The 21168-nt window shown below is 73.5% G+C and carries 19 protein-coding genes; 13 read left to right on the top strand and 6 right to left on the bottom strand.

Going from position 1 to position 21168, the window contains the following annotated elements; all coding sequences use genetic code 11:
- Nucleotides 1-218 precede the first annotated feature (218 nt).
- From ACFW47_RS16125 to ACFW47_RS16085, 9 genes are all read left to right on the top strand, one after another.
- Nucleotides 219-407, top strand: coding sequence for a hypothetical protein (locus tag ACFW47_RS16125; RefSeq protein WP_386306115.1), 189 nt, complete (start codon nucleotides 219-221; stop codon nucleotides 405-407).
- 106 nt (nucleotides 408-513) lie between these two features.
- On the top strand, nucleotides 514-2106 hold the full coding sequence (locus ACFW47_RS16120; RefSeq protein WP_386306079.1) for an ABC transporter substrate-binding protein: 1593 nt from the start codon (nucleotides 514-516) through the stop codon (nucleotides 2104-2106).
- Between the two features lie 32 nt (nucleotides 2107-2138).
- Entirely contained in the window at nucleotides 2139-3107 is a 969-nt protein-coding gene (locus tag ACFW47_RS16115; protein WP_386306114.1) for an ABC transporter permease, read from the top strand.
- 5 nt (nucleotides 3108-3112) lie between these two features.
- Complete coding sequence (locus ACFW47_RS16110) at nucleotides 3113-4009, top strand: ABC transporter permease (RefSeq protein WP_386287498.1); 897 nt, start codon at nucleotides 3113-3115, stop codon at nucleotides 4007-4009.
- Nucleotides 4006-4992 carry an ABC transporter ATP-binding protein gene (locus ACFW47_RS16105; RefSeq protein WP_386306078.1) on the top strand — a complete coding sequence of 329 codons (987 nt, stop codon included), beginning with the start codon at nucleotides 4006-4008 and terminating at the stop codon, nucleotides 4990-4992. The genes ACFW47_RS16110 and ACFW47_RS16105 overlap by 4 nt, the downstream gene beginning before the upstream one ends.
- A complete protein-coding gene (locus tag ACFW47_RS16100; protein ID WP_386306077.1) occupies nucleotides 4985-5644 on the top strand; it encodes an ABC transporter ATP-binding protein in 660 nt (219 codons plus the stop codon). The genes ACFW47_RS16105 and ACFW47_RS16100 overlap by 8 nt, the downstream gene beginning before the upstream one ends.
- 133 nt (nucleotides 5645-5777) lie before the next feature.
- On the top strand, nucleotides 5778-7373 hold the full coding sequence (locus tag ACFW47_RS16095) for an alkaline phosphatase D family protein (RefSeq protein WP_386287503.1): 1596 nt from the start codon (nucleotides 5778-5780) through the stop codon (nucleotides 7371-7373).
- Between the two features lie 185 nt (nucleotides 7374-7558).
- Nucleotides 7559-11476, top strand: coding sequence for a glycoside hydrolase family 2 TIM barrel-domain containing protein (locus ACFW47_RS16090; protein WP_386306076.1), 3918 nt, complete (start codon nucleotides 7559-7561; stop codon nucleotides 11474-11476).
- A 38-nt stretch (nucleotides 11477-11514) separates the two neighbouring features.
- On the top strand, nucleotides 11515-12393 hold the full coding sequence (locus ACFW47_RS16085; RefSeq protein ID WP_386287507.1) for a DUF72 domain-containing protein: 879 nt from the start codon (nucleotides 11515-11517) through the stop codon (nucleotides 12391-12393).
- On the opposite strand, the gene ACFW47_RS16080 is transcribed toward ACFW47_RS16085, so the two are convergent.
- Nucleotides 12374-12736 (bottom strand): metalloregulator ArsR/SmtB family transcription factor, encoded by a 363-nt coding sequence (locus ACFW47_RS16080; protein ID WP_019328613.1) that lies wholly within the window; start codon nucleotides 12734-12736, stop codon nucleotides 12374-12376. The genes ACFW47_RS16085 and ACFW47_RS16080 overlap by 20 nt on opposite strands.
- Before the next feature lie 56 nt (nucleotides 12737-12792).
- Here ACFW47_RS16080 and ACFW47_RS16075 point away from each other — a divergent pair, with 56 nt between their 5' ends.
- From ACFW47_RS16075 to ACFW47_RS16065, 3 genes are read left to right on the top strand one after another with little or no spacing between them, the layout of a single operon-like run.
- The gene (locus ACFW47_RS16075) at nucleotides 12793-14727 is read left to right on the top strand and encodes a heavy metal translocating P-type ATPase (RefSeq protein ID WP_386306075.1); all 1935 of its coding nucleotides are present in this window, start codon (nucleotides 12793-12795) and stop codon (nucleotides 14725-14727) included.
- Nucleotides 14728-14782: 55 nt separating this feature from the next.
- Nucleotides 14783-16267, top strand: a complete 1485-nt coding sequence (locus ACFW47_RS16070) for an AlkA N-terminal domain-containing protein (protein WP_386306074.1) — start codon at nucleotides 14783-14785, stop codon at nucleotides 16265-16267.
- Nucleotides 16268-16296: 29 nt separating this feature from the next.
- Entirely contained in the window at nucleotides 16297-16779 is a 483-nt protein-coding gene (locus ACFW47_RS16065) for a methylated-DNA--[protein]-cysteine S-methyltransferase (RefSeq protein WP_386306073.1), read from the top strand.
- Here ACFW47_RS16065 and ACFW47_RS16060 read toward each other — a convergent pair.
- From ACFW47_RS16060 to ACFW47_RS16045, 4 genes are all read right to left on the bottom strand, one after another.
- Nucleotides 16776-17252, bottom strand: a complete 477-nt coding sequence (locus tag ACFW47_RS16060) for an SAM-dependent methyltransferase (RefSeq protein WP_386287515.1) — start codon at nucleotides 17250-17252, stop codon at nucleotides 16776-16778. The genes ACFW47_RS16065 and ACFW47_RS16060 overlap by 4 nt on opposite strands.
- An 11-nt stretch (nucleotides 17253-17263) precedes the next feature.
- Entirely contained in the window at nucleotides 17264-17596 is a 333-nt protein-coding gene (locus ACFW47_RS16055; protein ID WP_386306113.1) for a glyoxalase superfamily protein, read from the bottom strand.
- Between the two features lie 4 nt (nucleotides 17597-17600).
- Entirely contained in the window at nucleotides 17601-18350 is a 750-nt protein-coding gene (locus tag ACFW47_RS16050) for an NAD-dependent deacetylase (RefSeq protein WP_386306072.1), read from the bottom strand.
- A 64-nt stretch (nucleotides 18351-18414) separates the two neighbouring features.
- A complete protein-coding gene (locus ACFW47_RS16045; RefSeq protein WP_386306071.1) occupies nucleotides 18415-18909 on the bottom strand; it encodes an NUDIX domain-containing protein in 495 nt (164 codons plus the stop codon).
- Nucleotides 18910-19051: 142 nt separating this feature from the next.
- On the opposite strand from ACFW47_RS16045, the gene ACFW47_RS16040 reads away from it, so the two are divergent.
- Nucleotides 19052-20194 carry a glycerate kinase gene (locus ACFW47_RS16040; RefSeq protein ID WP_386287557.1) on the top strand — a complete coding sequence of 381 codons (1143 nt, stop codon included), beginning with the start codon at nucleotides 19052-19054 and terminating at the stop codon, nucleotides 20192-20194.
- A gap of 178 nt (nucleotides 20195-20372) precedes the next feature.
- Here the strand turns inward: ACFW47_RS16040 and pssA are convergent, their stop codons facing one another.
- Nucleotides 20373-21155 carry a CDP-diacylglycerol--serine O-phosphatidyltransferase gene (gene pssA / locus ACFW47_RS16035; RefSeq protein WP_386287559.1) on the bottom strand — a complete coding sequence of 261 codons (783 nt, stop codon included), beginning with the start codon at nucleotides 21153-21155 and terminating at the stop codon, nucleotides 20373-20375.
- Between the last annotated feature and the right edge of the window lie 13 nt (nucleotides 21156-21168).

The following is a 21168-nucleotide window of genomic DNA, read 5'->3' as shown; positions in this document are numbered from 1 at the left end:
AGCAGCGAAGGTCCCTGCTGCGCATCCTCGCCGCGCGGGTGCCGTTCGCATGGCCGACCGCCGACGAAGCGTACGGCCAGGTCAAGGGCTTGCGGTACTGGCTCCAGGGTGTCCCCACGCGCGAGGAGGGGGCCGCCGGTGCGGCGGCAGGCGTCCGAGCGGCGGGAACCGTGCGACCGGGGCGCGTGGCGTTGGGGTGCCAGACGGTCGATGCGGCCATGGCGTTCGGACCGGAGGGTGACCTCAGGGGCGAGGACTGGCTCGCCGTCGAGCACCCTGAGCGGGGCGCCGGAGTGCTGTTCGTCCCCAATGGCCGGTTCTACGCCGGTCAGACCTGCGAAGACGACATAAAGGACGGCGGCGGGCCGCATCCGCCGGAACCGGCCCGCGTGGGGGACCAGTTGTAGGGGGGGCGAGGTGCCCGTACGCCCCGCACGCTTCCCCACCTGGCTTGACGCTTCTCTTGCGACTGATGTGCAATAACCCCGCACCAACAACAAGCGTGGGGGAGACATGGCAACCCGTCGGATACGAAGTGCCGCCGCCGTGGCGGCGTTTGCCGCGGGCGTCACCGCCTGCTCCGCGCCCGGGGGCGGCGGGGCGGGCGGCGACGCCAAGGCGGCCGAGTCCGTGGTGATCGGGGTGGCCTCCGAGCCGGACACCCTCAGCCCGCTGCTCGGCTACGGCAAGGACGGAAACTCCAAGATCTTCGACGGGCTGCTGGCCCGCGACACCGACCTGAAACTGAAGCCCGCGCTCGCGACCGCGCTGCCGGAGATCTCCGACGGCGGCAGGACGTACACGTACACCCTGCGCGACGGCGTGAAGTTCAGCGACGGCGAACCGCTGACGGCCCAGGACGTGGTCTACACGTACCGCACCGTCCTCGACGAGAAGACCAACAACACCGCCCGCAGCGAGCTGGACGCCGTCAAGGAGGTCCGCGCCGAGGGCGACGACACCGTCGTCTTCTCCCTCAAGTACCCGTACGCGGCCTTCGCCGCCCGCACGGTGCTGCCCATCGTCCCCGAGCACGTCGCGGGCGGTCAGGACCCCAACACCGGTGACTTCAACACCGAGCCGGTCGGCACCGGGCCGTACGTCCTCGCCGACTGGAGCAAGGGCGAGAAGCTCACCTTCAAGGCCAACCCGCACTACTGGGGCGGCAAGCCCGCGGTGAAGTCGTTCACCATGGCGATCATCGCCGACGACAACGTGCGCGCCACCCGGCTGCGTTCCGGCGACCTCGACGGCGCCGTCCTGCCGCCCAACCTCGCCGCCACCTTCGACAAGGACGACGGCAGGCGCACCTACCGGGCGCGGTCGTACGACTTCCGGGCCGTCACCCTGCCCACCGCCGGCAAGGTCACCGGCGACCGCGCGATCCGGCGGGCCCTGGACGCGGCCGTGGACCGCCAGGCCATGGTCGACAAGATCCTCGACGGCGCCGGCCGGCCGGCGTACGGACCGCTGCCCGTCGACGACCCCTGGTACGAGCGCGGCATCGAGCGCCCGCACGACCTCGCCGAGGCCAAGCGCATCCTGGACGAGGCCGGCTGGAAGGCAGGCTCCGACGGCGTCCGCGCCAAGGACGGACAGCGGGCCTCCTTCACCCTCTACTACCCCTCGGGCGACAAGGTCCGCCAGGACCACGCCCTCGCCTACGCCTCCGACGCCAAGAAGGCCGGCATCGAGGTGAAGGTGGAGGGCGCCACCTGGGAGGTCATCGAGCCGCGGATGAAGAACGACGCCGTCCTCGCGGGTTTCGGCAGCGTCGGCGACCCGGACTTCGGCCTCTACACCCTGCTGCACTCCTCCCTGGCGGGCGACGGCTTCAACAACATGGCCGGCTACGACAACCCGGCGGTGGACGAGGCGCTGGACGCCGGCCGCCGCAGCCAGGACCCGGAGCAGCGCGCGGCCGCGTACGACAAGATCCAGCAGGCCCTGGTCGACGACCCCGGCTACACCTTCCTCACCCACATCGACCACCTCTACGTCCTCGCCGACCGCTGGGACGGGCTGACCACGCAGCTGGAGCCGCACGAACACGGCTTCGCCAGCGGTCCCTGGTGGAACATCGAGGACTGGCAGCCGAAGAAGTGACCCGATCCGCCCGCAGGCTGCCCTGGGGAGCGATGGCACGGCTGGCGGGGCGGCGGGCGCTGTTCGCGGTCCCCGTCGTCCTCGTGGTCACCTTCGGCGTCTTCGCCATCGCCGCCGCCTCCCCGTTCGACCCCGTCAAGGCCTACGCCGGCACCGCCGCGCTCGGCGCCGACCAGGAGACCCTGGACCGGCTGCGCGACAACCTCGGCGTGGACCAGTCGTTCGTCGTGCGCTGGTGGGACTGGCTGACCGCCGCCCTCACCGGCGACCTCGGCCACTCCCCGGTGATGCGCCAGCCGGTGGCCGAGGTGATCGGTGAACGGCTCGTCTGGTCCGCGCTGCTGTGCGCCGTCGCCTTCGCTGTCGCCGTCCTGGCCGGCACGCTCCTCGGTGTGCTGGCCGCCCGCCGCCCCGGCTCGATGCTCGACCGGGCGGTCACCTCCCTCGCGTACGTCCTGGAGGCGGCACCGGTCTTCTGGATCGCGCTGCTCGCGGTGTGGCTGTTCGCCCTGCAGTGGGACGTCCTGCCGGCGGGCGGACTCACGGACACGGCCAGCGAACAGGTCACCCCGGGACAGGTCGCGAGCCACATCGTGCTGCCCGCCGGCGTGCTGGCCGTGTCCCAACTGCCGTGGTTCACGCTCTACGTGCGCCAAGGGGTCGGCGACGCCCTCGCCGAGGACCCGGTGCGCGGCGCGCGGGCCCGCGGCATCGGAGAGGGCACCGTCCTGTTCGGGCACGCCCTGCGCTCCGGGCTGCTGCCGGTGCTCACCCTGATCGGCTCCCGCGTCCCCGAACTCATCACCGGGGCCCTGCTGGTGGAGACCGTCTTCAGCTGGCCGGGCATCGCCGCGGCCACCGTCGAGGCGGCCACCGCCGTCGACTTCCCGCTGCTGGCCGCCCTGACCGTCCTCGCCACCGCCGCCGTCCTCGCCGGCAACCTGCTCGCCGACCTGCTCTACGGACTGTTCGACCCGAGGGTGAAGCTCAGTGAAATGTGACTCCCATGGCTGACATCGCCGCGCAGAAGGCCGAGAAGACCGGCACCGTGTGGCGCGCCCACGGCACCGACCGGCGCTCCACCCGCACCCTGCGCCTGCGCTTTTCCGCCGCCGTGCTCACCCTGACGGTCCTCGCCGTGCTGCTCGTGCCGCCGCTGGCGCAGCTCGACCAGCAGGCCGTCGACCTCGCCGCCAAGCTCCAGGCGCCCAGCTGGGCCCATCCCTTCGGCACCGACGACGTCGGCCGGGACCTGCTGCTGCGCTGCGTCTACGGCCTGCGCGTCTCGCTGCTCGTCGGGGTCGCCGCGGCCCTGACGGCGACGGTCGTCGGCACCGCCGTGGGCGCCACCGCGGGGGCGCTGGGCGGCTGGGTCGACCGCGCCGTCATGCGGGTCGTCGACACCATCTCCTCCGTGCCCCACCTGCTCCTCGGCATCTTCATCGTCGCGATGTTCCGGCCGGGCGTGTGGCCGGTGGTGATCTCCGTGGCCCTCACCCACTGGCTCTCCACCGCCCGCATCGTCCGCGCCGAGGTGCTGTCCCTGCGCTCGCGCCCCTACGTCGACGCGGCCGTCTCGGGCGGCGCCTCCCGGTGGCGGGTGGCCGTACGGCACCTGCTGCCGGGCGTGCTGCCCCAGGCCGCGCTGGCCGCCGTACTGATGGTGCCGCACGCCATGTGGCACGAGTCGGCGCTGTCCTTCCTCGGGCTCGGCCTGCCCACCCACACCGCGAGCCTCGGCAACCTCATCCAGGAGGCGCGCGGTTCGCTGCTCGCCGGGCAGTGGTGGCCGACCCTCTTCCCGGGCCTGTTCCTCATCGTCCCCACCCTCGCCGTCGCCGGTCTCGCGGGCGCCTGGCGGGAGCGGATCAACCCCCGTCGCCGATCGGAGCTGATGCTGTGACCGAGCGAGCCCCCGTGCTGTCGGTGCGCGGTCTGTCGGTGCGCTTCCTGATGCCGGGCGGGCGCTCCGTCGCCGCCGTCACCGACGCGCACTTCGACGTGGCGGCCGGCGAGTGCCTGGCCCTGATCGGCGAGAGCGGCTGCGGCAAGTCCGTCCTCGCCTCCGCCCTGCTGGGCCTGCTGCCCGGCAACGCCCGGACCGCGGGCGCAGCCCACCTCGGCGACCTCGACCTGCTCACCGCCGACGAGCGCACCTTCGCCCGCACCGTACGGGGCCGGCTGATCGGCCTCGTCCCGCAGAGCCCGGCCGCCCACCTCACCCCCGTGCGCACCGTCCGCTCCCAACTGGAGGAGACGGTCGCGGAGCTCACCGGCGTCCGCGGCCGCGGCGCCCTGCGGGCCGCCGCCGAGGCCGCCGCCGAGCGCGCCGCCTTCCCGGTGGACCACCTCGGCCACCACCCGCACGAACTCTCCGGCGGCCTTGCCCAGCGCGCCGCCACCGCCCTGGCCCTCGTCGGCGACGCCCCGCTGCTGCTCGCCGACGAACCGACCACCGGACTCGACCGGGACCTGGTGGACCGCACCGTCGACGAGCTGAGGCGACATGTCGACAAGAAGACGGATGACCAGAGCCGTGCCCTGCTGATGATCACCCACGACCTCGCCGCCGCCGAACGCATCGCCGACCGGATCGCCGTGATGTACGCCGGCCGCATCGTCGAACTCGCCGACGCGGCCGACTTCTTCGGCACCCCCGGCCCCCGCCACCCCTACAGCCGGGGTCTGCTCGACGCCCTGCCCGACCGCGCCTTCACCCCCATCCCCGGCCTGCCGCCGGAACTCGGCGCCCTTCCCGACGGCTGCGCCTTCGCCGCCCGCTGCGACCGCGCCACCGACGCCTGCGCCGCGCTGCCCCCGCTGACCGCCACGGTCGCCTGCCACCACCCGCACGCCGCGCTCACGGAGGCCGCCGACCGTGCTTGAACTGAACGCCATCACCGCCGGATACGCACGGAACAACCCCGTGTTCCGGGACGTGTCCCTGTCCGTCGAGCCTGGCGAGGCCGTCGGGCTGCTCGGCCCCAGCGGCTGCGGCAAGTCCACCCTCGCCCGCGTCGCGGCCCTGCTGCACCACCCCGACTCCGGTGCCCTGGTGGTCGACGGCACCCCCGTGCGCCGCTGGCGCTACCGCGCCCCGCGTGCCCAGCGCACCGCCTTCGGCGTCGTCTTCCAGCAGGCGAGGCTCTCCGCCGACCCCCGCCTCACGCTCACCGACCTGATCGCCGAGCCGCTGCGGGCCACCGGCCGGCGCGAGGAGGCCGCCGGCCGGGTCGCCGAACTCGCCGCCACCGTGGGGCTCACCGCCGACCTCCTCGGCAGGCGCCCGCACGAGGTCAGCGACGGCCAGTTGCAGCGCGCCTGTCTCGCCCGCGCCCTCGTGCTGCGCCCGCGCTGGCTGGTGTGCGACGAGATGACGGCGATGCTCGACGCCTCGACCACCGCCGCGCTGGTCCGCGCCGTGGAGGACTACCGCGCCGAGACCGGCGCGGGACTGCTCGCCGTCGGCCACGACCGCGTCCTCCTCGACCGCTGGTGCGACCGCACCGCCGAGTGGGGCACCCTGACGCTCCCCTGACCCGCCCCTGAGCCCGAATCCGAGCCTCCGCTCGTCATGCATCGGTCAAGCGCGGTCCACGAGCACAGCAGCCGGGGTTCACCCGGCGCCGTTTGCCTGGTTGTCGTCCGGCCGTCCGTCCACTGGAGGTTCGATGACCCCGCCGCGCACCAGCTCCCCGAACTCGTTGAAGAGAAGGGGCTTCCTCGGCATCGCGGGTGCCGCCGGCGCCGGTGCGGTGCTGCTCGGCACCGGTGCCGCGCCCGTCGCTTCCGCCGCACCGGGACGCGTCCCCGGCGACCCGTTCCAGCTCGGCGTAGCATCCGGCGACCCGCTCCCCGACGGCGTGGTGCTGTGGACCCGCCTCGCCCCCAGGCCGCTCGACGAGGACGGCGGCATGCCCCGGCGTCCCGTCGCCGTGCGCTGGGAGATCGCTCTCGACGAGCGGTTCCGCAAGGTCGTCCGGCGCGGCGTCGAGCACGCCGTGCCCGCCGAGGCGCACACCGTCCACGCCGACGTACGGGGCCTGCGCCCGCACCACGAGTACTACTACCGCTTCCGCGTCGGAAACGCCCTCTCGCCCGTCGGCCGCACCCGCACCGCACCGGCCCCCGGCACCTCGCCCACCGTCGACTTCGCCTTCGCCTCCTGCGCCAACTGGGAACAGGGTCACTTCACGGCGTACCGGCACATGGCCGAGGAGCGCCCCGACGTGGTCTTCCACCTCGGCGACTACCTCTACGAGTACGCCGCCGGCGTCAACGGCAAGGTGCGCACCCACCACGGCGACGAGATGAACACCCTCGCCGAGTACCGCGCGCGCCACGCCCAGTACAAGACCGACCCCGACCTCAGGCTGCTGCACGCCACCGCACCCTTCGTCGTCACCTGGGACGACCACGAGACCGACAACAACTACGCCGACCTGAGCCCGGAGAACAACGACGCCGGCCAGGGCAACGACACCACCGCGCACTTCGCCGCCCGCCGCCGGGCCGCCTACCAGGCGTACTGGGAGCACATGCCGCTGCGCCGCTTCCGCAAGCCGGTGGACACGGCGCTGCCGCTGTACCGGCGCCTGGAGTACGGGTCCACCGCGACCTTCAGCGTGCTGGACACCCGCCAGTACCGCACCAACCAGCCCTATGGCGACAAGTGGCAGGTCTCCGGCCCGGACCAGTGGGACCCGAAGGCCACCATCCTCGGCGACGAGCAGCACGCCTGGCTGGAGCGGAGCCTCGCCCGGTCGCGCTCCACCTGGAACGTGGTCCCGCAGCAGATCTACTTCGCCAACTGGGACGCCGTCGCCGGCCCGGACGACGGCGGCTACAACGACGGCTGGGACGGCTACCGTGCCTCCCGCGACCGGGTCCTCGGCTACGTCGACGAACGCCGGATCGACAACTTCGTGGTCCTCACCGGCGACGTGCACAACAACTGGACCAACGACCTGCGCCGCGACTTCGAGCGCCCCGAGACCCGGCTGCTGGGCAGCGAGTTCGTCACCACCTCGATCACCTCGGGCGGCGACGGCTCGGCCACCCACGACCCCGGCCAGGTGTACTGGGACGAGAACCCGCACACCAAGTACTACAGCAGCCGCCGGGGCTACGTCCGCTGCTCCGTCTCCAAGCGGCAGTACACGGCCGACTACCGCGTGGTCGACTACGTCACCCGGCCCGGCGCCCCGGTCCGCACCGACAAGTCGTTCGTGATCGAGGCGGGCGTGCCCGGCGTCCAGGACGCCTGAACGCCGACCCCCCATCAGGAACCAACAAAGTCCGACGGGGTAATTGATTCGGTTGTGTTCGGGTCCTAGGGTGTGCCTGACTCAGTAGCCGCTGCGTCACCGGCAGTTGTGAACCATCCCCATGCCAACTGCTCTCACAGCACCGTGCGTTGAGCCGCCCCCTGAGCCCACGGAAGGCCACGGTCATGCCGCACTCGCCCGTGTCACCCGCCGGACTCCCGGCCCCCCGCCCCCGGCCGCTCGTCAGCCGCCGCCGCCTCCTGGAGGGCGGTGCCGCCGTCCTCGGCGCGTTCGCCCTGTCCGCAGCCCCCGTCGCGACCCGGGCGGCCGGCCGGCGGGCGGCGGCCGAGGGGACCCCGGAGTGGAACGACTTCGGCGTCTTCCGCGTCGGCACCGAGCCGCCGCACACCACGCTCATGCCGTACGCCGACGTGCGGCAGGCCCTCGCCGCCGACCGCACCCGCTCGCCGTACCGGCTCAGCCTCGACGGCAAGTGGAAGTTCGCCTACGCCGACCGCCCCGAGGACCGGGACGCCGACTTCCACCGCACCGACCTGGACGACGGCGACTGGGGGACCATCCCCGTGCCGTCCGTCTGGCAGCTGCACGGCCACGACTACCCGATCTACCTCAACATCACCTACCCGTACTGGGGTCCCAACGGCCGCGGCGAGGACCCGCAGCCGCCCGCCGCACCGACCCGCTACAGCCCGGTCGGCCAGTACCGGCGCACGTTCACCGTGCCCCGCGGCTGGAAGGGCCGCCGCACCTTCCTCCACTTCGAGGGCGTCAAGTCCGCCCACTACGTGTGGATCAACGGCGAGCTGGTCGGCTATGACGAGGACTCGTTCACCCCGTCCGAGTACGACATCACCGACCACCTGAAGCCCGGCACCAACCAGATCGCCGTGGAGGTCTACCGGTACGCCGACGGCGACTGGCTGGAGGACCAGGACATGATCCGGCTGAGCGGCATCTTCCGCTCGGTCCACCTCTACTCCACCCCGGCCGTGCACCTGCGCGACTTCAAGCTGGACACCCCGCTGAACGGCACGTACACGGCCGCCGAGCTGGCGGTCACCGCGAGCGTGCGGGCCTACGGTGACGCGGTGCAGGACGCCGGGCGGTACACCGTCGAGACCCAGCTGTACGACGCCCGCGGCCACGCCGTCTGGTCCCGGCCGCTGGAGCAGCCCGCCGACCTCACCGGGGCGGGCGCCGGCCAGGACGTCACCGTACGGGCGGCGAAAGCCGTGCCGGAGCCGAAGCTGTGGTCGGCGGAGCACCCGCACCTCTACACGGCCGTCCTGCGCCTGCGCGACCCGGCCGGCAAGGTGATCGAGACCCTGTCCCACCGGGTCGGCATCCGCGAGTTCGCCCTGAAGGACGGGCTGATGCGGATCAACGGCAAACCCGTCTCCTTGCGCGGCACCAACCGCCACGAGATGCACCCGGACCGCGGCATCGCGCTCACCCGCGAGGACATGATCGAGGACATCGAGATCATCAAGCGGCTGAACATGAACAGCGTCCGCACCTCCCACTACCCGAACAACCCGCTGTGGTACGAGCTCGCCGACGCGTACGGCCTCTACCTCGTCGACGAGACCAATCTGGAGACCCACGGCATCCGCGACGAGTACCCCGGCGACCACCCGGAGTGGACGAAGGCCTGCGTGGCCCGCGCTCAGAACATGGTCCACCGGGACAAGAACCACGCCTCGGTCGTCATCTGGTCGCTGGGCAACGAGGCGGGCGGCGGCTCCACCTTCACCGCCATGCACGACTGGATCCGCTCCTACGACCCGACCCGCGTCATCCAGTACGAGGGCGACGACCGCCCGGGCGTCAGCGACATCCGCTCCGAGATGTACGACAGCCCGCAGCGCGTCGAGCAGCGGGCCGGGGACACCTCCGACACGCGGCCGTACGTGATGATCGAGTACGCCCACGCGATGGGGAACTCCAACGGCAACTTCAAGAAGTACTGGGACCTGATCCGCCGCTACGACGTGCTCCAGGGCGGCTGGATCTGGGACTTCGTCGACCAGTCGCTGACCTGGCCCGTCCCGCGGCGCACCCTGCTGACCGAGGAGGGGCCCGCCGGGCTGCGCGGTGAGATCCTCGCCGCCTCCGGCACGTTCGAGCGCGGCAGGGGCCTGTCCGGCGGCACGGTCTTCGCCCGCGACGAGAGCCTGGACCTCACCGGCTCGCTGACCCTGGAGGCCTGGGCCACCCCGCACTTCACCGGCTACCACCAGCCGATCATCGCCAAGGGCGACACGCAGTACGCCCTGAAGCAGAACGACCGCACCCTGGAGTTCTTCATCCACTCCGGCGGCCAGTGGATCACCGCCACCTGGACCGTGCCCGACGACTGGACCGGCCGCGAACACCACGTCGCGGGCGTCTTCGACGCGGACTCCGGCACCCTCACCCTGTACGTCGACGGCGAACGCCGGGCGACCCGTACCACCGACAGGCGGCCCGCCAGCAACACGGCCTCCCTGTCCCTGGCGACCGACTCGGACAACCAGGTCCGCGAGTTCAGCGGCACCATCCGCCGGGCCCGCGTCTACGCCCGCGCGCTGACCGCCGGCGAACTGGCCGACGCGGACCGGGAGCCCGACGACGACGGGGTGCGGTTCTGGTTCGACGCGGAGACCGTCGAGGTCGAGAGGAAGCGGACGAAGGAGAAGAACTTCCTCGCGTACGGCGGCGACTGGGGCGACAACCCCAACGACGGCAACTTCGTCGCCGACGGCGTCGTCCTCGCCGACCGCGGCCACACCGGCAAGGCCGCCGAGGTCAAGCGCGTGTACCAGGCGGTCGGCGTCGAGCGGCGGTCCGGCGGCGCGGGCGCGGTCACCCTCGTCAACGAGTACCTGTTCACCAACCTCCGCGAGTTCGACGGCCACTGGGAACTCGTCGCCGACGGCAAGTCCGTGCGGCGCGGGCGGCTCACCCGCGACCAGCTGGACGTGGAGCCGCTGTCCCGGAAGGACGTCACCCTGCCCGTACGGCTGCCGGGCGACCCGGCGCCGGGCACCGAGTACTTCCTGGAGCTGTCCTTCACCACCAAGGACGACACCCCCTGGGCGAAGGCGGGCTTCGAGGTCGCCCGGCAGCAGCTCGCCCTCGACACGGACGTCCCCGCCGTGACCCCCGTGCCCCTGGACCGGGTGCCGTCCCTGCGCCACCGGGAGCGCGACGACGAGGTCGACGTCGACGGCCGCGACTTCTCGGTCACCGTCCACAAGCGCACCGGCACCATCACCTCGTACGAGGCGCACGGCAGGCGGCTGATCACCTCCGGCCCGGTGCCCAACTTCTGGCGGGCGCCCACCGACAACGACCGCGGCAACGGTCAGCACACCCGCAACCGGACCTGGCGCGACGCGGGCACCCGGCGCCGGGTCACGGACGTCACCGTGCGGGCCCTGGACGACCGGGCGGTCGAGATCAAGGTCGAGGGCACCCTGCCCACCACGGTGGAGTCGGCGTACACCACCACGTACACGGTGTTCGGCAACGGCGAGATCAAGGTCGGCAACACCCTGCGCCCCGGCGCCGCGAGCCTGCCCTACCTCCCCGAGGTCGGGACGATGCTGTTCCTGCCGCGCGGTCTGGACCGGATGCACTGGTACGGCCGCGGGCCCGAGGAGAACCACTGGGACCGCAACACCGGGACCGACGTAGGCCTCCACTCCGGGACCGTCGCCGAGCAGTGGACGCCCTACATCCGCCCGCAGGAGAACGGCAACAAGACCGACGTCCGCTGGGTCGCCCTCACCGACCGGCACGGCGTGGGCCTGCTCGCCTCCGGTGAGCCGCTGCTGGAGGTCAACGCCTCGCACTTCACCCCGGAGGACCTGTCCGGCGGGGTGCGGCACGACTACCAGCTCACGCCGAGGGACGCGGTCGTACTGCGGCTCAGCCACCGGCAGATGGGGGTGGGCGGTGACAACAGCTGGGGCGCGCACACGCACGACGAGTTCAAGCTCTTCGCCGACCGGGACTACTCCTATACCTACCGGCTGCGCCCGCTGACGGACGTCAAGGAGGCGATGGCGGCCTCGCGGCGGCCCACGGCGACCGAATAGCGGTTCCGTCGGCCCGGGGCCCGGGTAACCGGGCCCTCATGGGTGACGTACTGGTCGGAGCGTGTTCCTGGACGGACCGGCAACTTGTCGCGAGCGGCTGGTACCCGCGCGGACGGCGGGACGCCGAGGGGCGATTGCGGCACTACGCCTCACGGCTGCCCGTCGTCGAGGTGGACGCCGGGTACTACGCGCTGCCGAGCCGGCGCAACAGCGAACTGTGGCTGGAGCGCACCCCCGAGGGCTTCCGCTTCGACGTCAAGGCCTTCTCCCTGCTGACCGGCCACCCCACCCGCCCCGAGGCGCTCCCCGCCGACCTGCGCGGGGCCGACTTGGGCCGGCTGCGGCGCGGGCAGGCGGGTGACGGCCTGCTGGACGAGGTGTGGGGACGTTTCGCCGAGGCGGTCGAGCCGCTGCGCAAGGACGGGCGGCTCGGCACCGTGCTGTTCCAGTTCCCGCCGTGGTTCGCACCGGGTTCCCCGGCCGAGGCGGCGCTCGAAGCGTGCGCCGGGCGCACGGAGGGCTGGCCGATCGCCGTGGAGTTCCGGCACCCCGGGTGGTGGGAGGCGGAACGGGCGGACACCACCCATGCCCTGCTGTGCGCACTGGGCGTCTCGGCCGTCGGCACCGACATGGCCCAGGGGCTGCCGTCGTCGCTGCCGCCCGTCGCGCCGGTCACCCGGCGGTCCCTCGCCGTGGTCCGCTTCCACGGGCGCAGCCCGGCGTGGGGCAGGGGGACCAAGGAGGACCGCTTCCGGTACGACTACTCAGCCGCCGAACTGGGCGCCCGGGTGCCCCGCTTGCGACGCGCCGCCGAACAGACTGACGAGCTGCACGTGCTCTTCAACAACTGCTGCGCCGACGCCGCCGTGCGCGCGGCCGAGACCATGGGGGAGCTGCTCACTCCGCCGCGTCGCTGATCCCCAGCCGCAGGTGCTCCACGTGGTACACGGCCTGGTCGAGCAGCCCGGCGACATGGTCGTCGTGCAGCGCGTACACCACCGAACGGCCGCGCCGCTCACCCACCACCAGGCCGAGGTTGCGCAGCAGCCGCAACTGGTGCGAGCAGGCAGACTGCTCCATCCCGACCTCCGCCGCCAACTCGGTCGCGGGCAGCGGGCCTTCGCGCAGGCGGGCCAGGATCAGCAGCCGGGAGGGCGTGGACAGGGCCTGGAGCGTGGTGGCGACCTTGGCGACGTTGTCCGCGTCCAGCCGCACGCGTGCGGCGGCGTCCTGCGCGGTGGTGGCGGCTCCGTGACCCATGCGCTCATCCTACTCACCACACATGAACGCATGAATGAGTCTTCATCTGTTCCTGTATGGTGTGCCGCGTGTCCACCACGCTCGCCCCCGCACCCGCCCCCGCGCCCGTCAGCCGGGCGCCCCGCCGCCGCACCCGCGTCCTCGCCCTGCCCGAGGCCCGCTGGGCGCTCGTCTCGCTCGTCGCGTTCCTGCTCGCGCTGCCCCTCGACCTCGGCGGCGCCTCCGCCTGGACGTACGGACCGCTGTACGCGGTCGCCTACGCCGCCGGCGGCTGGGAGCCCGCCCTGGAGGGCCTGCGGGCGCTGCGCGAGAAGACCCTGGACGTCGACCTGCTGATGATCGTCGCGGCGCTCGGCGCGGCCTCCATCGGACAGGTCCTCGACGGAGCCCTGCTGATCGTCATCTTCGCCACCTCCGGCGCCCTGGAAGCCCTGGCCACCGCGCGCACCGCCGACTCCGTGCGCGGCCTGCTCGACCTCGCGCCCACCACGGCGACCCGGGTGACGGGCGAGCGCGAGGAGACCGTCCCCACCGCCGACCTCGCCGTGGGCGACGTCCTCCTGGTCAGGCCGGGGGAGCGGATCGGCGCCGACGGCACGGTCCTCGCCGGCGAGGGCGAGGTCGACCAGGCCACCATCACCGGCGAGTCCGTCCCCGTCCTCAAGCGCTCCGGCGACGACGTCTTCGCCGGCACCCTCAACGGCACCGGTTCCCTGCGTGTCCGCGTCGACCGCGACCCCGCCGACTCGGTCATCGCCCGCATCGTCACCCTCGTCGAGGAGGCGTCCCGCACCAAGGCGCCGACGCAGCTGTTCATCGAGAAGATCGAGCAGCGCTACGCGGTCGGCATCGTCGCCGCCACCCTCGCGGTCTTCGGCATCCCGCTCGCCTTCGGGGCAGACCTCACGAACGCCCTGCTGCGCGCGATGACCTTCATGATCGTCGCGTCCCCCTGCGCGGTCGTCCTCGCGACCATGCCGCCCCTGCTCTCCGCCATCGCCAACGCCGGCCGGCACGGCGTCCTGGTGAAATCGGCGGTCGCGATGGAACGCCTCGGCGAGACCGACGCCGCCGCCCTCGACAAGACCGGCACCCTCACCGAAGGCACCCCCGAGGTCACCGCCGTACGCCCGCTGCCCGGCACCGGCCTGGACGAGGACGCCCTCCTCGCCCTCGCCGCGGCGGCCGAGCACCCCAGCGAGCACCCGCTGGCCCGCGCGATCGTGGCCGCCGCCCGCGCCCGTGACCTGCCCGTCGCCCCCGCCGAGGACTTCACGGCGACCCCGGGCCGCGGCGTCACCGCCGTCGTCGACGGCCACGAGGTGCGCGTCGGCCGCGCCGAGGCCCCCGAGGGCGCCGAGACCGCCGTCCAGGTCACCCGCGACGGCACCCCGGTGGGCACCCTCGCCCTCACCGACCGCCTGCGCGCCGACGCCGCCGGGGCCACCGCCGCGCTCACCGCCCTCACCGGCACCCCTCCCACCCTCCTCACGGGCGACAACGCGCCCGCCGCCGCCCGCGTCGCCGACGCGACCGGCATCACGGACGTCCGCGCCGGCCTGCTGCCCGAGGGCAAGGTCGAGGCCGTACGGGAACTGGAGCGGACCGGCCGCAGGGTGCTCTTCGTCGGCGACGGCGTCAACGACGCACCCGCCCTCGCCGCCGCGCACGCCGGCGTCGCCATGGGCCGGGCCGGCTCCGACCTCGCCCTGGAGACGGCGGACGCGGTCGTGGTGCGCGACGAGCTGACGGCCGTACCCGCCGTCGTGGACCTCTCCCGCCGTGCGCGCAGACTGGTCGTCCAGAACCTGGTCATCGCCGGTACGTTCATCACCGTCCTCGTCCTGTGGGACCTGATCGGACACCTCCCGCTGCCGCTCGGCGTCGCCGGCCACGAGGGATCGACCGTGCTGGTCGGCCTCAACGGGCTGCGGCTGCTGCGCGAGTCGGCCTGGCGGCCCGGGCGATCCGCGGGAGCCCTGGAAGCGTGACGTCCATGTCGGATACCCGCCAGCCCTCACCCGGCCGGTGGGCCATCCTGGACCCATGCAGACGGGAATGCACACCGACACCGAGCGCTGCGTGCGCGCCGTGCGGTCGAAGGACGCGCGGTTCGACGGCTGGTTCTTCACCGCCGTACTGACGACCCGCATCTACTGCCGGCCCAGCTGCCCGGTGGTGCCGCCCAAGCCCGCCAACATGACCTTCTACCCGAGCGCGGCGGCCTGCCAGCAGGCCGGGTTCCGGGCGTGCAAGCGCTGCCGCCCGGACACCAGCCCCGGCTCCCCGCAGTGGAACGAGCGCGCCGACCTCACCGCCCGCGCCATGCGCCTGATCGCCGACGGCGTCGTGGACCGCGAGGGCGTGCCCGGCCTCGCCGCCCGCCTCGGCTACAGCACCCGGCAGGTCGAGCGCCAGCTCCTCGCCGAACTGGGCGCGGGCCCGCTCGCCCTCGCCCGCGCCCAGCGCGCCCAGACCGCCCGGCTGCTCATCGAGACCACCACGCTGCCGATGGCGGACATCGCCTTCGCGGCCGGCTTCTCCTCCGTCCGCACCTTCAACGACACGGTCCGCGAGGTCTACGCCCTCTCGCCGAGCGAACTGCGCACCCGCGCCCCGAAGAGCCGGCCCGCAGACCACGCGCCCGGCACACTGACCCTCCGGCTCCCCTTCCGCACCCCCCTCAACCCCGACAACCTCTTCGGCCACCTCGCCGCCACCGCCGTGCCCGGTGTGGAGGAGTGGAGGGGCGGCGCGTACCGGCGCACCCTGCGCCTCCCGTACGGTCACGGCATCGTGGCCCTCACCCCGACCCCCGACCACATCGCCTGCCGCCTCACCCTCAGCGACCCGCGCGACCTGACCGTCGCCATCAGCCGCTGCCGCCGCCTGCTCGACCTGGACGCCGACCCGACGGCCATCGACGGCCAGCTGCGCGCCGACCCGCTGCTCGCGCCCCTCGTCGACAAGGCCCCCGGACGGCGCGTGCCGCGCACGGTCGACGAGGCGGAGTTCGCCGTACGGGCCGTGCTCGGCCAGCAGGTCTCCACCGCCGCCGCCCGCACCCACGCCGCCCGCCTGGTCACCGCACACGGCGACCCGGTCGACGACCCCGAGGGCGGCCTGACCCACCTCTTCCCGTCACCGGCGGCGCTGGCCTCGGTGGACCCCGAGGCCCTGGCCATGCCCCGCAGCCGCCGCACGACCCTCACCACCCTCGTCTCCCACCTGGCCGACGGCTCGCTCAACCTGGGTGTCGAGACCGACTGGACCGAGACCCGCGCCCAGCTCCTCGCCCTGCCCGGCTTCGGTCCCTGGACCGCCGACGTCATCGCCATGCGCGCCCTCGGCGACCCCGACGCCTTCCTCCCCACCGACCTCGGCATCCGCCGCGCCGCCGGGCAACTGGGCCTGCCCTCGACGCCGGCGGCGCTCACCGCCCGCGCGGCGGCCTGGCGGCCCTGGCGGGCGTACGCCGTCCAGTACCTGTGGGCGACCGACGACCACCCGATCAACTTCCTGCCCGTGTAAGCCGCCGCGAGCCCGTACGAGGAACCGACGTGAAACAGCACACCGTGATCGACAGCCCCTACGGCGCCCTCACCCTCGTCGCCGAGGACGGCGCCCTGTGCGGCCTCTACATGACCGACCAGCGCCACCGCCCGCCGGAGGAGACCTTCGGCCCGGCCGACGACGGACCGTTCGCGCAGGCGGAGGAGCAACTGACGGCGTACTTCGCCGGCGAACTGAAGGACTTCACCCTCGACCTGCGCCTCAACGGCACCCCGTTCCAGCGCACGGTCTGGGACCAGCTCCGGAAGATCCCCTACGGCGAGACCCGCACCTACGGCGAACTCGCCGACGCCCTCGGCAACCCGGCCGCCTCCCGCGCGGTGGGCCTCGCCAACGGCCGCAACCCGATCGGCATCATCGTCCCCTGCCATCGCGTCATCGGCGCGAGCGGCAGCCTGACCGGCTACGGCGGCGGCCTGGAACGCAAGCGGCGGCTGCTGGACTTCGAACGGGGGACGGCGCTGTTCTAGCCACGAGGCGTCCCGAGGGCCCCGTCCGGCTCAGTGGGCGGGCGGGGCCGGACGGCGATCTCCCGCAGCGGGTCCCCGCCGTCGACGAACAGCCGGCCGCCCGGCGCCAGCGCGGCTGCGACCCGCTCCAGCACGCGCCGTCCGGCCTCCGGATGACGACCGTCGAGCGCCCCGACGCGGACGGCGAACACCAGGTCGAACGGCCCCTCACCGGGCTCCCGTACGAAGTCCTCCGCCGCGACGCACCGCACACTCATCCGGCCCGAGGCGATCTCGCGGGCCGAACCGGCCTGTGCCTGCGCGACCGCCCGCGCCGAACGGTCGACGGCCACGACGTGCCCCGTCACCAGCCGCGCGGCGACGGCCCGCGCGGTGGCCCCGGGCCCGCACCCGATCTCCAGCACCCGCGCCCCGGGCGTCAGCGGCAGCGCCTCCACGATCGCCGCGAGGCGGGGCGAGAGCTCCGACGGCACGGCCGGTCACCTCATCCGCTCGGGGTGCCGACGCGGAGGCGGTTGCCGTCCGGGTCGCGCAACTCGACCTCGCGCGCCCAGGGCGCCTCCTCGATCCGCACGCCGAACTCGGCGGCGACCGCGTCGACGTCGGTCACCCGCAGATACACCAGCGTGTCCGGCCGGGCGTCCCCGGCGTGCTCCGACAGGAACAGCCGCACCCGCCCGCGCGCCACCTCCACAAAGGCGGGCAGCCCCGGCTCGAAGCGGTGCTCCCACCGCAGGGCGAAGCCCAGCCGCGCGTACCAGCGCACGGCCGCGGCGGCGTCGGCCACGCGCAGGACCGGGATCGCCCCCTCGCCCACGTGATCAGTCACCCGTCCCGTCCTCTCCGGCAACCAGCCCGCGCAGCAGCGCGGGCAGGGCCGTGCCGATGGGCTCCCGGACGACCTCGTCCGCGAGGTCGTCGTACGGCGTCGGCTCGGCGTTGACGACGATCAGCCGGGCACCGTGGTCGGCGGCCACGCCGGCCAGTCCGGCGGCGGGCTGGACCTGGAGGCTGGTGCCGACGGCGACGAACACCTGGCACGCCTTGGTGATGGCGACCGCCTCGGCGAGCACGGCCGGGTCGAGCCGCTCGCCGAACATCACGGTCGCCGGCTTCAGGATGCCGCCGCACTCCAGGCACGGCGGATCGTCCTTGCCCGCGTCGAGGCGGGCCAGCGTGTCCTCCATCGGCCCCCGCACGTGGCAGCCGGTGCACACGCAGCTCCGCGCGGTGCCGTGCAGTTCCAGCACCTTGCGGGCGGGCAGCCCGGCGAGCTGGTGCAGCCCGTCCACGTTCTGCGTGATCACCCGCACCGGCACCCCGGACCGCTCCAGCTCGGCCACCGCGCGGTGCGCGGCGTTCGGCTCGGCCCGCAGCGCCCCGGACTCCCGCCGCATCCGCCAGGAGCGGCGCCGGATGTCCGGGTCGCCCATGTAGTACTCGTACGTGACGAGCTTCTCGGCCTCCGGGTCGCTCCGCCACAGTCCCTTGGGCCCGCGGTAGTCGGGGATGCCGGAGTCGGTCGAGACGCCGGCACCGCTGAGGATGGCGACGAGGGGCTTGCCGGTCATGCGGTCGAGGGTAGGACGCGCGGGTCCGGCGGGCGAGCGGATTGTTCCGGCACGGTACGCGCCGTCACACGTCGACCCGGCGGCCGTTCTCCAGCTCGGCGGTGCCCGCCCCCTGCGCCAGCACGTCCAGTGCGGCGAGGACCCGGCCGCGCAGGGAACCGAGCAGGTGGTCGCCGAGCTCCTCGCGCGGCACCAGCCGCCAGGACAGCAGCTCCTCCTCCTGCAACCGGATCGCCTTGAGGTCGTCATCGGTCAGGACGCCGCCGTCGTACAGGTACGCCACGATCGGCGGCCGGTCCGGGCCGTGCGACCAGTCCACCACGAGCAGCCGTCCGAGCCGGACGTCCAGCCCGATCTCCTCGGCGGTCTCGCGCCGCGCTCCCTGCCGCGGTGTCTCCCCGTCCTCCGACTCGATCGTCCCGCCGGGCAGCGTCCAGCCCTCGCGGTAGTTCGGCTCGACGAGCAGCACCCGTCCCTCGGCGTCCCGGAAGACCGCGGCGGCGCCCGCCAGGACGCGGGGGAGGCCGGCGATGTAGGTGGCGTAGTCAGGAGTGGTCATCGATGAAGGGTAACGAGCCGTTCCATGTGGTGGGCGGGGCATGACGGCGCGGGTGTCCTCCGGTTAAGGTCGCAGCGGCGCGACTGCCTTGACGTGCGCAAGGCTCGGAGAGCAAGGGGAGATCAAGGTGGCTGACGCTGCAGTGGACGGGGCCCGCCGGGTGCTCGTCGCCGCGGACAAGTTCAAGGGTTCGCTGACGGCCGTCGAGGTCGCCGAGCGGGTGACGGCCGGTCTGCGCCGGGTCGTGCCGGACCTCGCCGTGGAGGCGCTGCCCGTCGCCGACGGCGGTGACGGCACGGTGGCCGCGGCGGTCGCGGCCGGGTTCGAGCGCCGCCAGGTGCGGGTCGCCGGGCCCCTCGGTGACGAGGTGACGGCGGCCTACGCGCTGCGCGACGGCACCGCGGTGGTGGAGATGGCCGAGGCCAGTGGGCTCCAGCGGCTCCCGGAGGGTGTCCTCGCGCCGCTGACGTCGTCCACGTACGGCTCCGGCGAGCTGCTGCGGGCCGCGCTGGACGCGGGGGCGCGGACGATCGTGTTCGGGGTCGGCGGCAGCGCGACCACGGACGGCGGCGCCGGGATGCTGTCCGCGCTGGGCGCGCGGTTCCTGGACGGGGACGGGGAGCCGGTCGCCCCGGGCGGGGGCGGTCTCGCCGAGGTGGCCTCGGCCGACCTGTCGGGCCTGGACGCGAGGCTTTCCGACGTCGAGCTGGTGCTCGCGAGCGACGTCGACAATCCGCTGACCGGGCCGAAGGGCGCGCCCGCCGTGTACGGCCCGCAGAAGGGCGCCTCGCCGCAGGACGTGGAGGCCCTGGACGCGGCCCTCGCGCACTTCGCGAAGGTCCTGGAGGGCACGGAGACCGTGGGCGCGCGGGCCGCCGGGTACGCCGCCTCCGCGGGGGCCGGTGCGGCGGGCGGCATCGGGTTCGGCGCGATGCTGCTGGGGGCGCGGTTCCGCCCCGGCATCGAGGTGATGCTGGACGTGCTGGGCTTCGCGCCGGCGCTGGAGCGGGCGGACCTCGTGATCACGGGCGAGGGCTCGCTGGACGAGCAGACCCTGCACGGCAAGGCACCGGCGGGTGTCGCCGCGGCCGCGCGGGCGGCGGGCAAGGACGTCGTCGCGGTGTGCGGGCGGCTGGCGCTGGCGCCGGAGGTGCTGGGGCGGGCCGGGATCCGGCGGGCGTATCCGCTGACGGATGTGGAGCCGGACGTGGCGAAGTGCATCGCGGACGCGGGGCCGATCCTGGAGCGGGTCGCGGAGCGCATCGCGCGGGACTTCGTGGCGTAGGGGAGTCCCACCCCCGGACCTGAACGGCACCTCTCGGCCCACCGAGTCGTGTGGCGGGCGGGCACAGGCCCGGAGGTCTGGGGGCGGAGCCCCCAGCGAGGCCCGCACCGACGCCGGGCACGCACAAAGGAAAGGGCCCCGAACCCTTACCCGGGTCCGGGGCCCACTCAGCGGAGCGCTACGGCAGCTGCGCCGCCCGCGCCTCCCGCCGGTTGTCACGGAAATTGTTCACCCGGCGAGCCGTGGCGAACAGCGGAATCACCGCCCCCATCACCAGCTGCAGCGCACACCCCGTCTGCAGCAGCAGCTGCCCGCTCGGCGCGTCGAACGCCCACGCGGCCAGCAGCCCCATCGACAGGACGATCCACGAAAGCATCGCCACCGCGAGACGCCCCCGCGGCTTCGGGTACTCGACCCGGCTCACCATCAGCCAGGCGGTACCGATGATCGCCAGCAGCGTCGCCACGAAGGGCAGCTCCAGCAGCACGATCGACACCACCGTCAGCGCCCCGAAGGGCGACGGCATGCCCTGGAAGGTGCCGTCCTTGACGGTGACGCAGGAGAACCGGGCAAGCCGCAGCACCACCGCCAGCAGCACCACGATCGCCCCCACCGCCGCCACCCGCTGGTAGGCGTCGTCGGCGACCATGCCGTAGACGAGGACGAAGTACGCCGGCGCCAGCCCGAAGCTGATCAGGTCGGACAGGTTGTCCAGCTCCGCCCCCATGGGGGACGAGCGCAGCTTGCGGGCGACCAGGCCGTCGAACAGGTCGAAGACCGCCGCGCACAGCATCAGGATGACCGCCGTGGCCGCGCTGTGGCGGGCCATGCCGGACTCCTCGCTGCCCGTGAGGTGCGGGATGAGGATGCCGGTGGTGGTGAAGTACACCGCCATGAAGCCGCACGTGGCGTTGCCGAGGGTGAGGGTGTCCGCTATCGACAGGCGGAGCGAGAGCGGCATCTCCTCCTCTTCG

The organism is Streptomyces sp. NPDC058796, from assembly GCF_042745235.1.
GTDB lineage: Bacteria > Actinomycetota > Actinomycetes > Streptomycetales > Streptomycetaceae > Streptomyces.
This window is presented reverse-complemented; position numbering and strand designations above follow the sequence as displayed.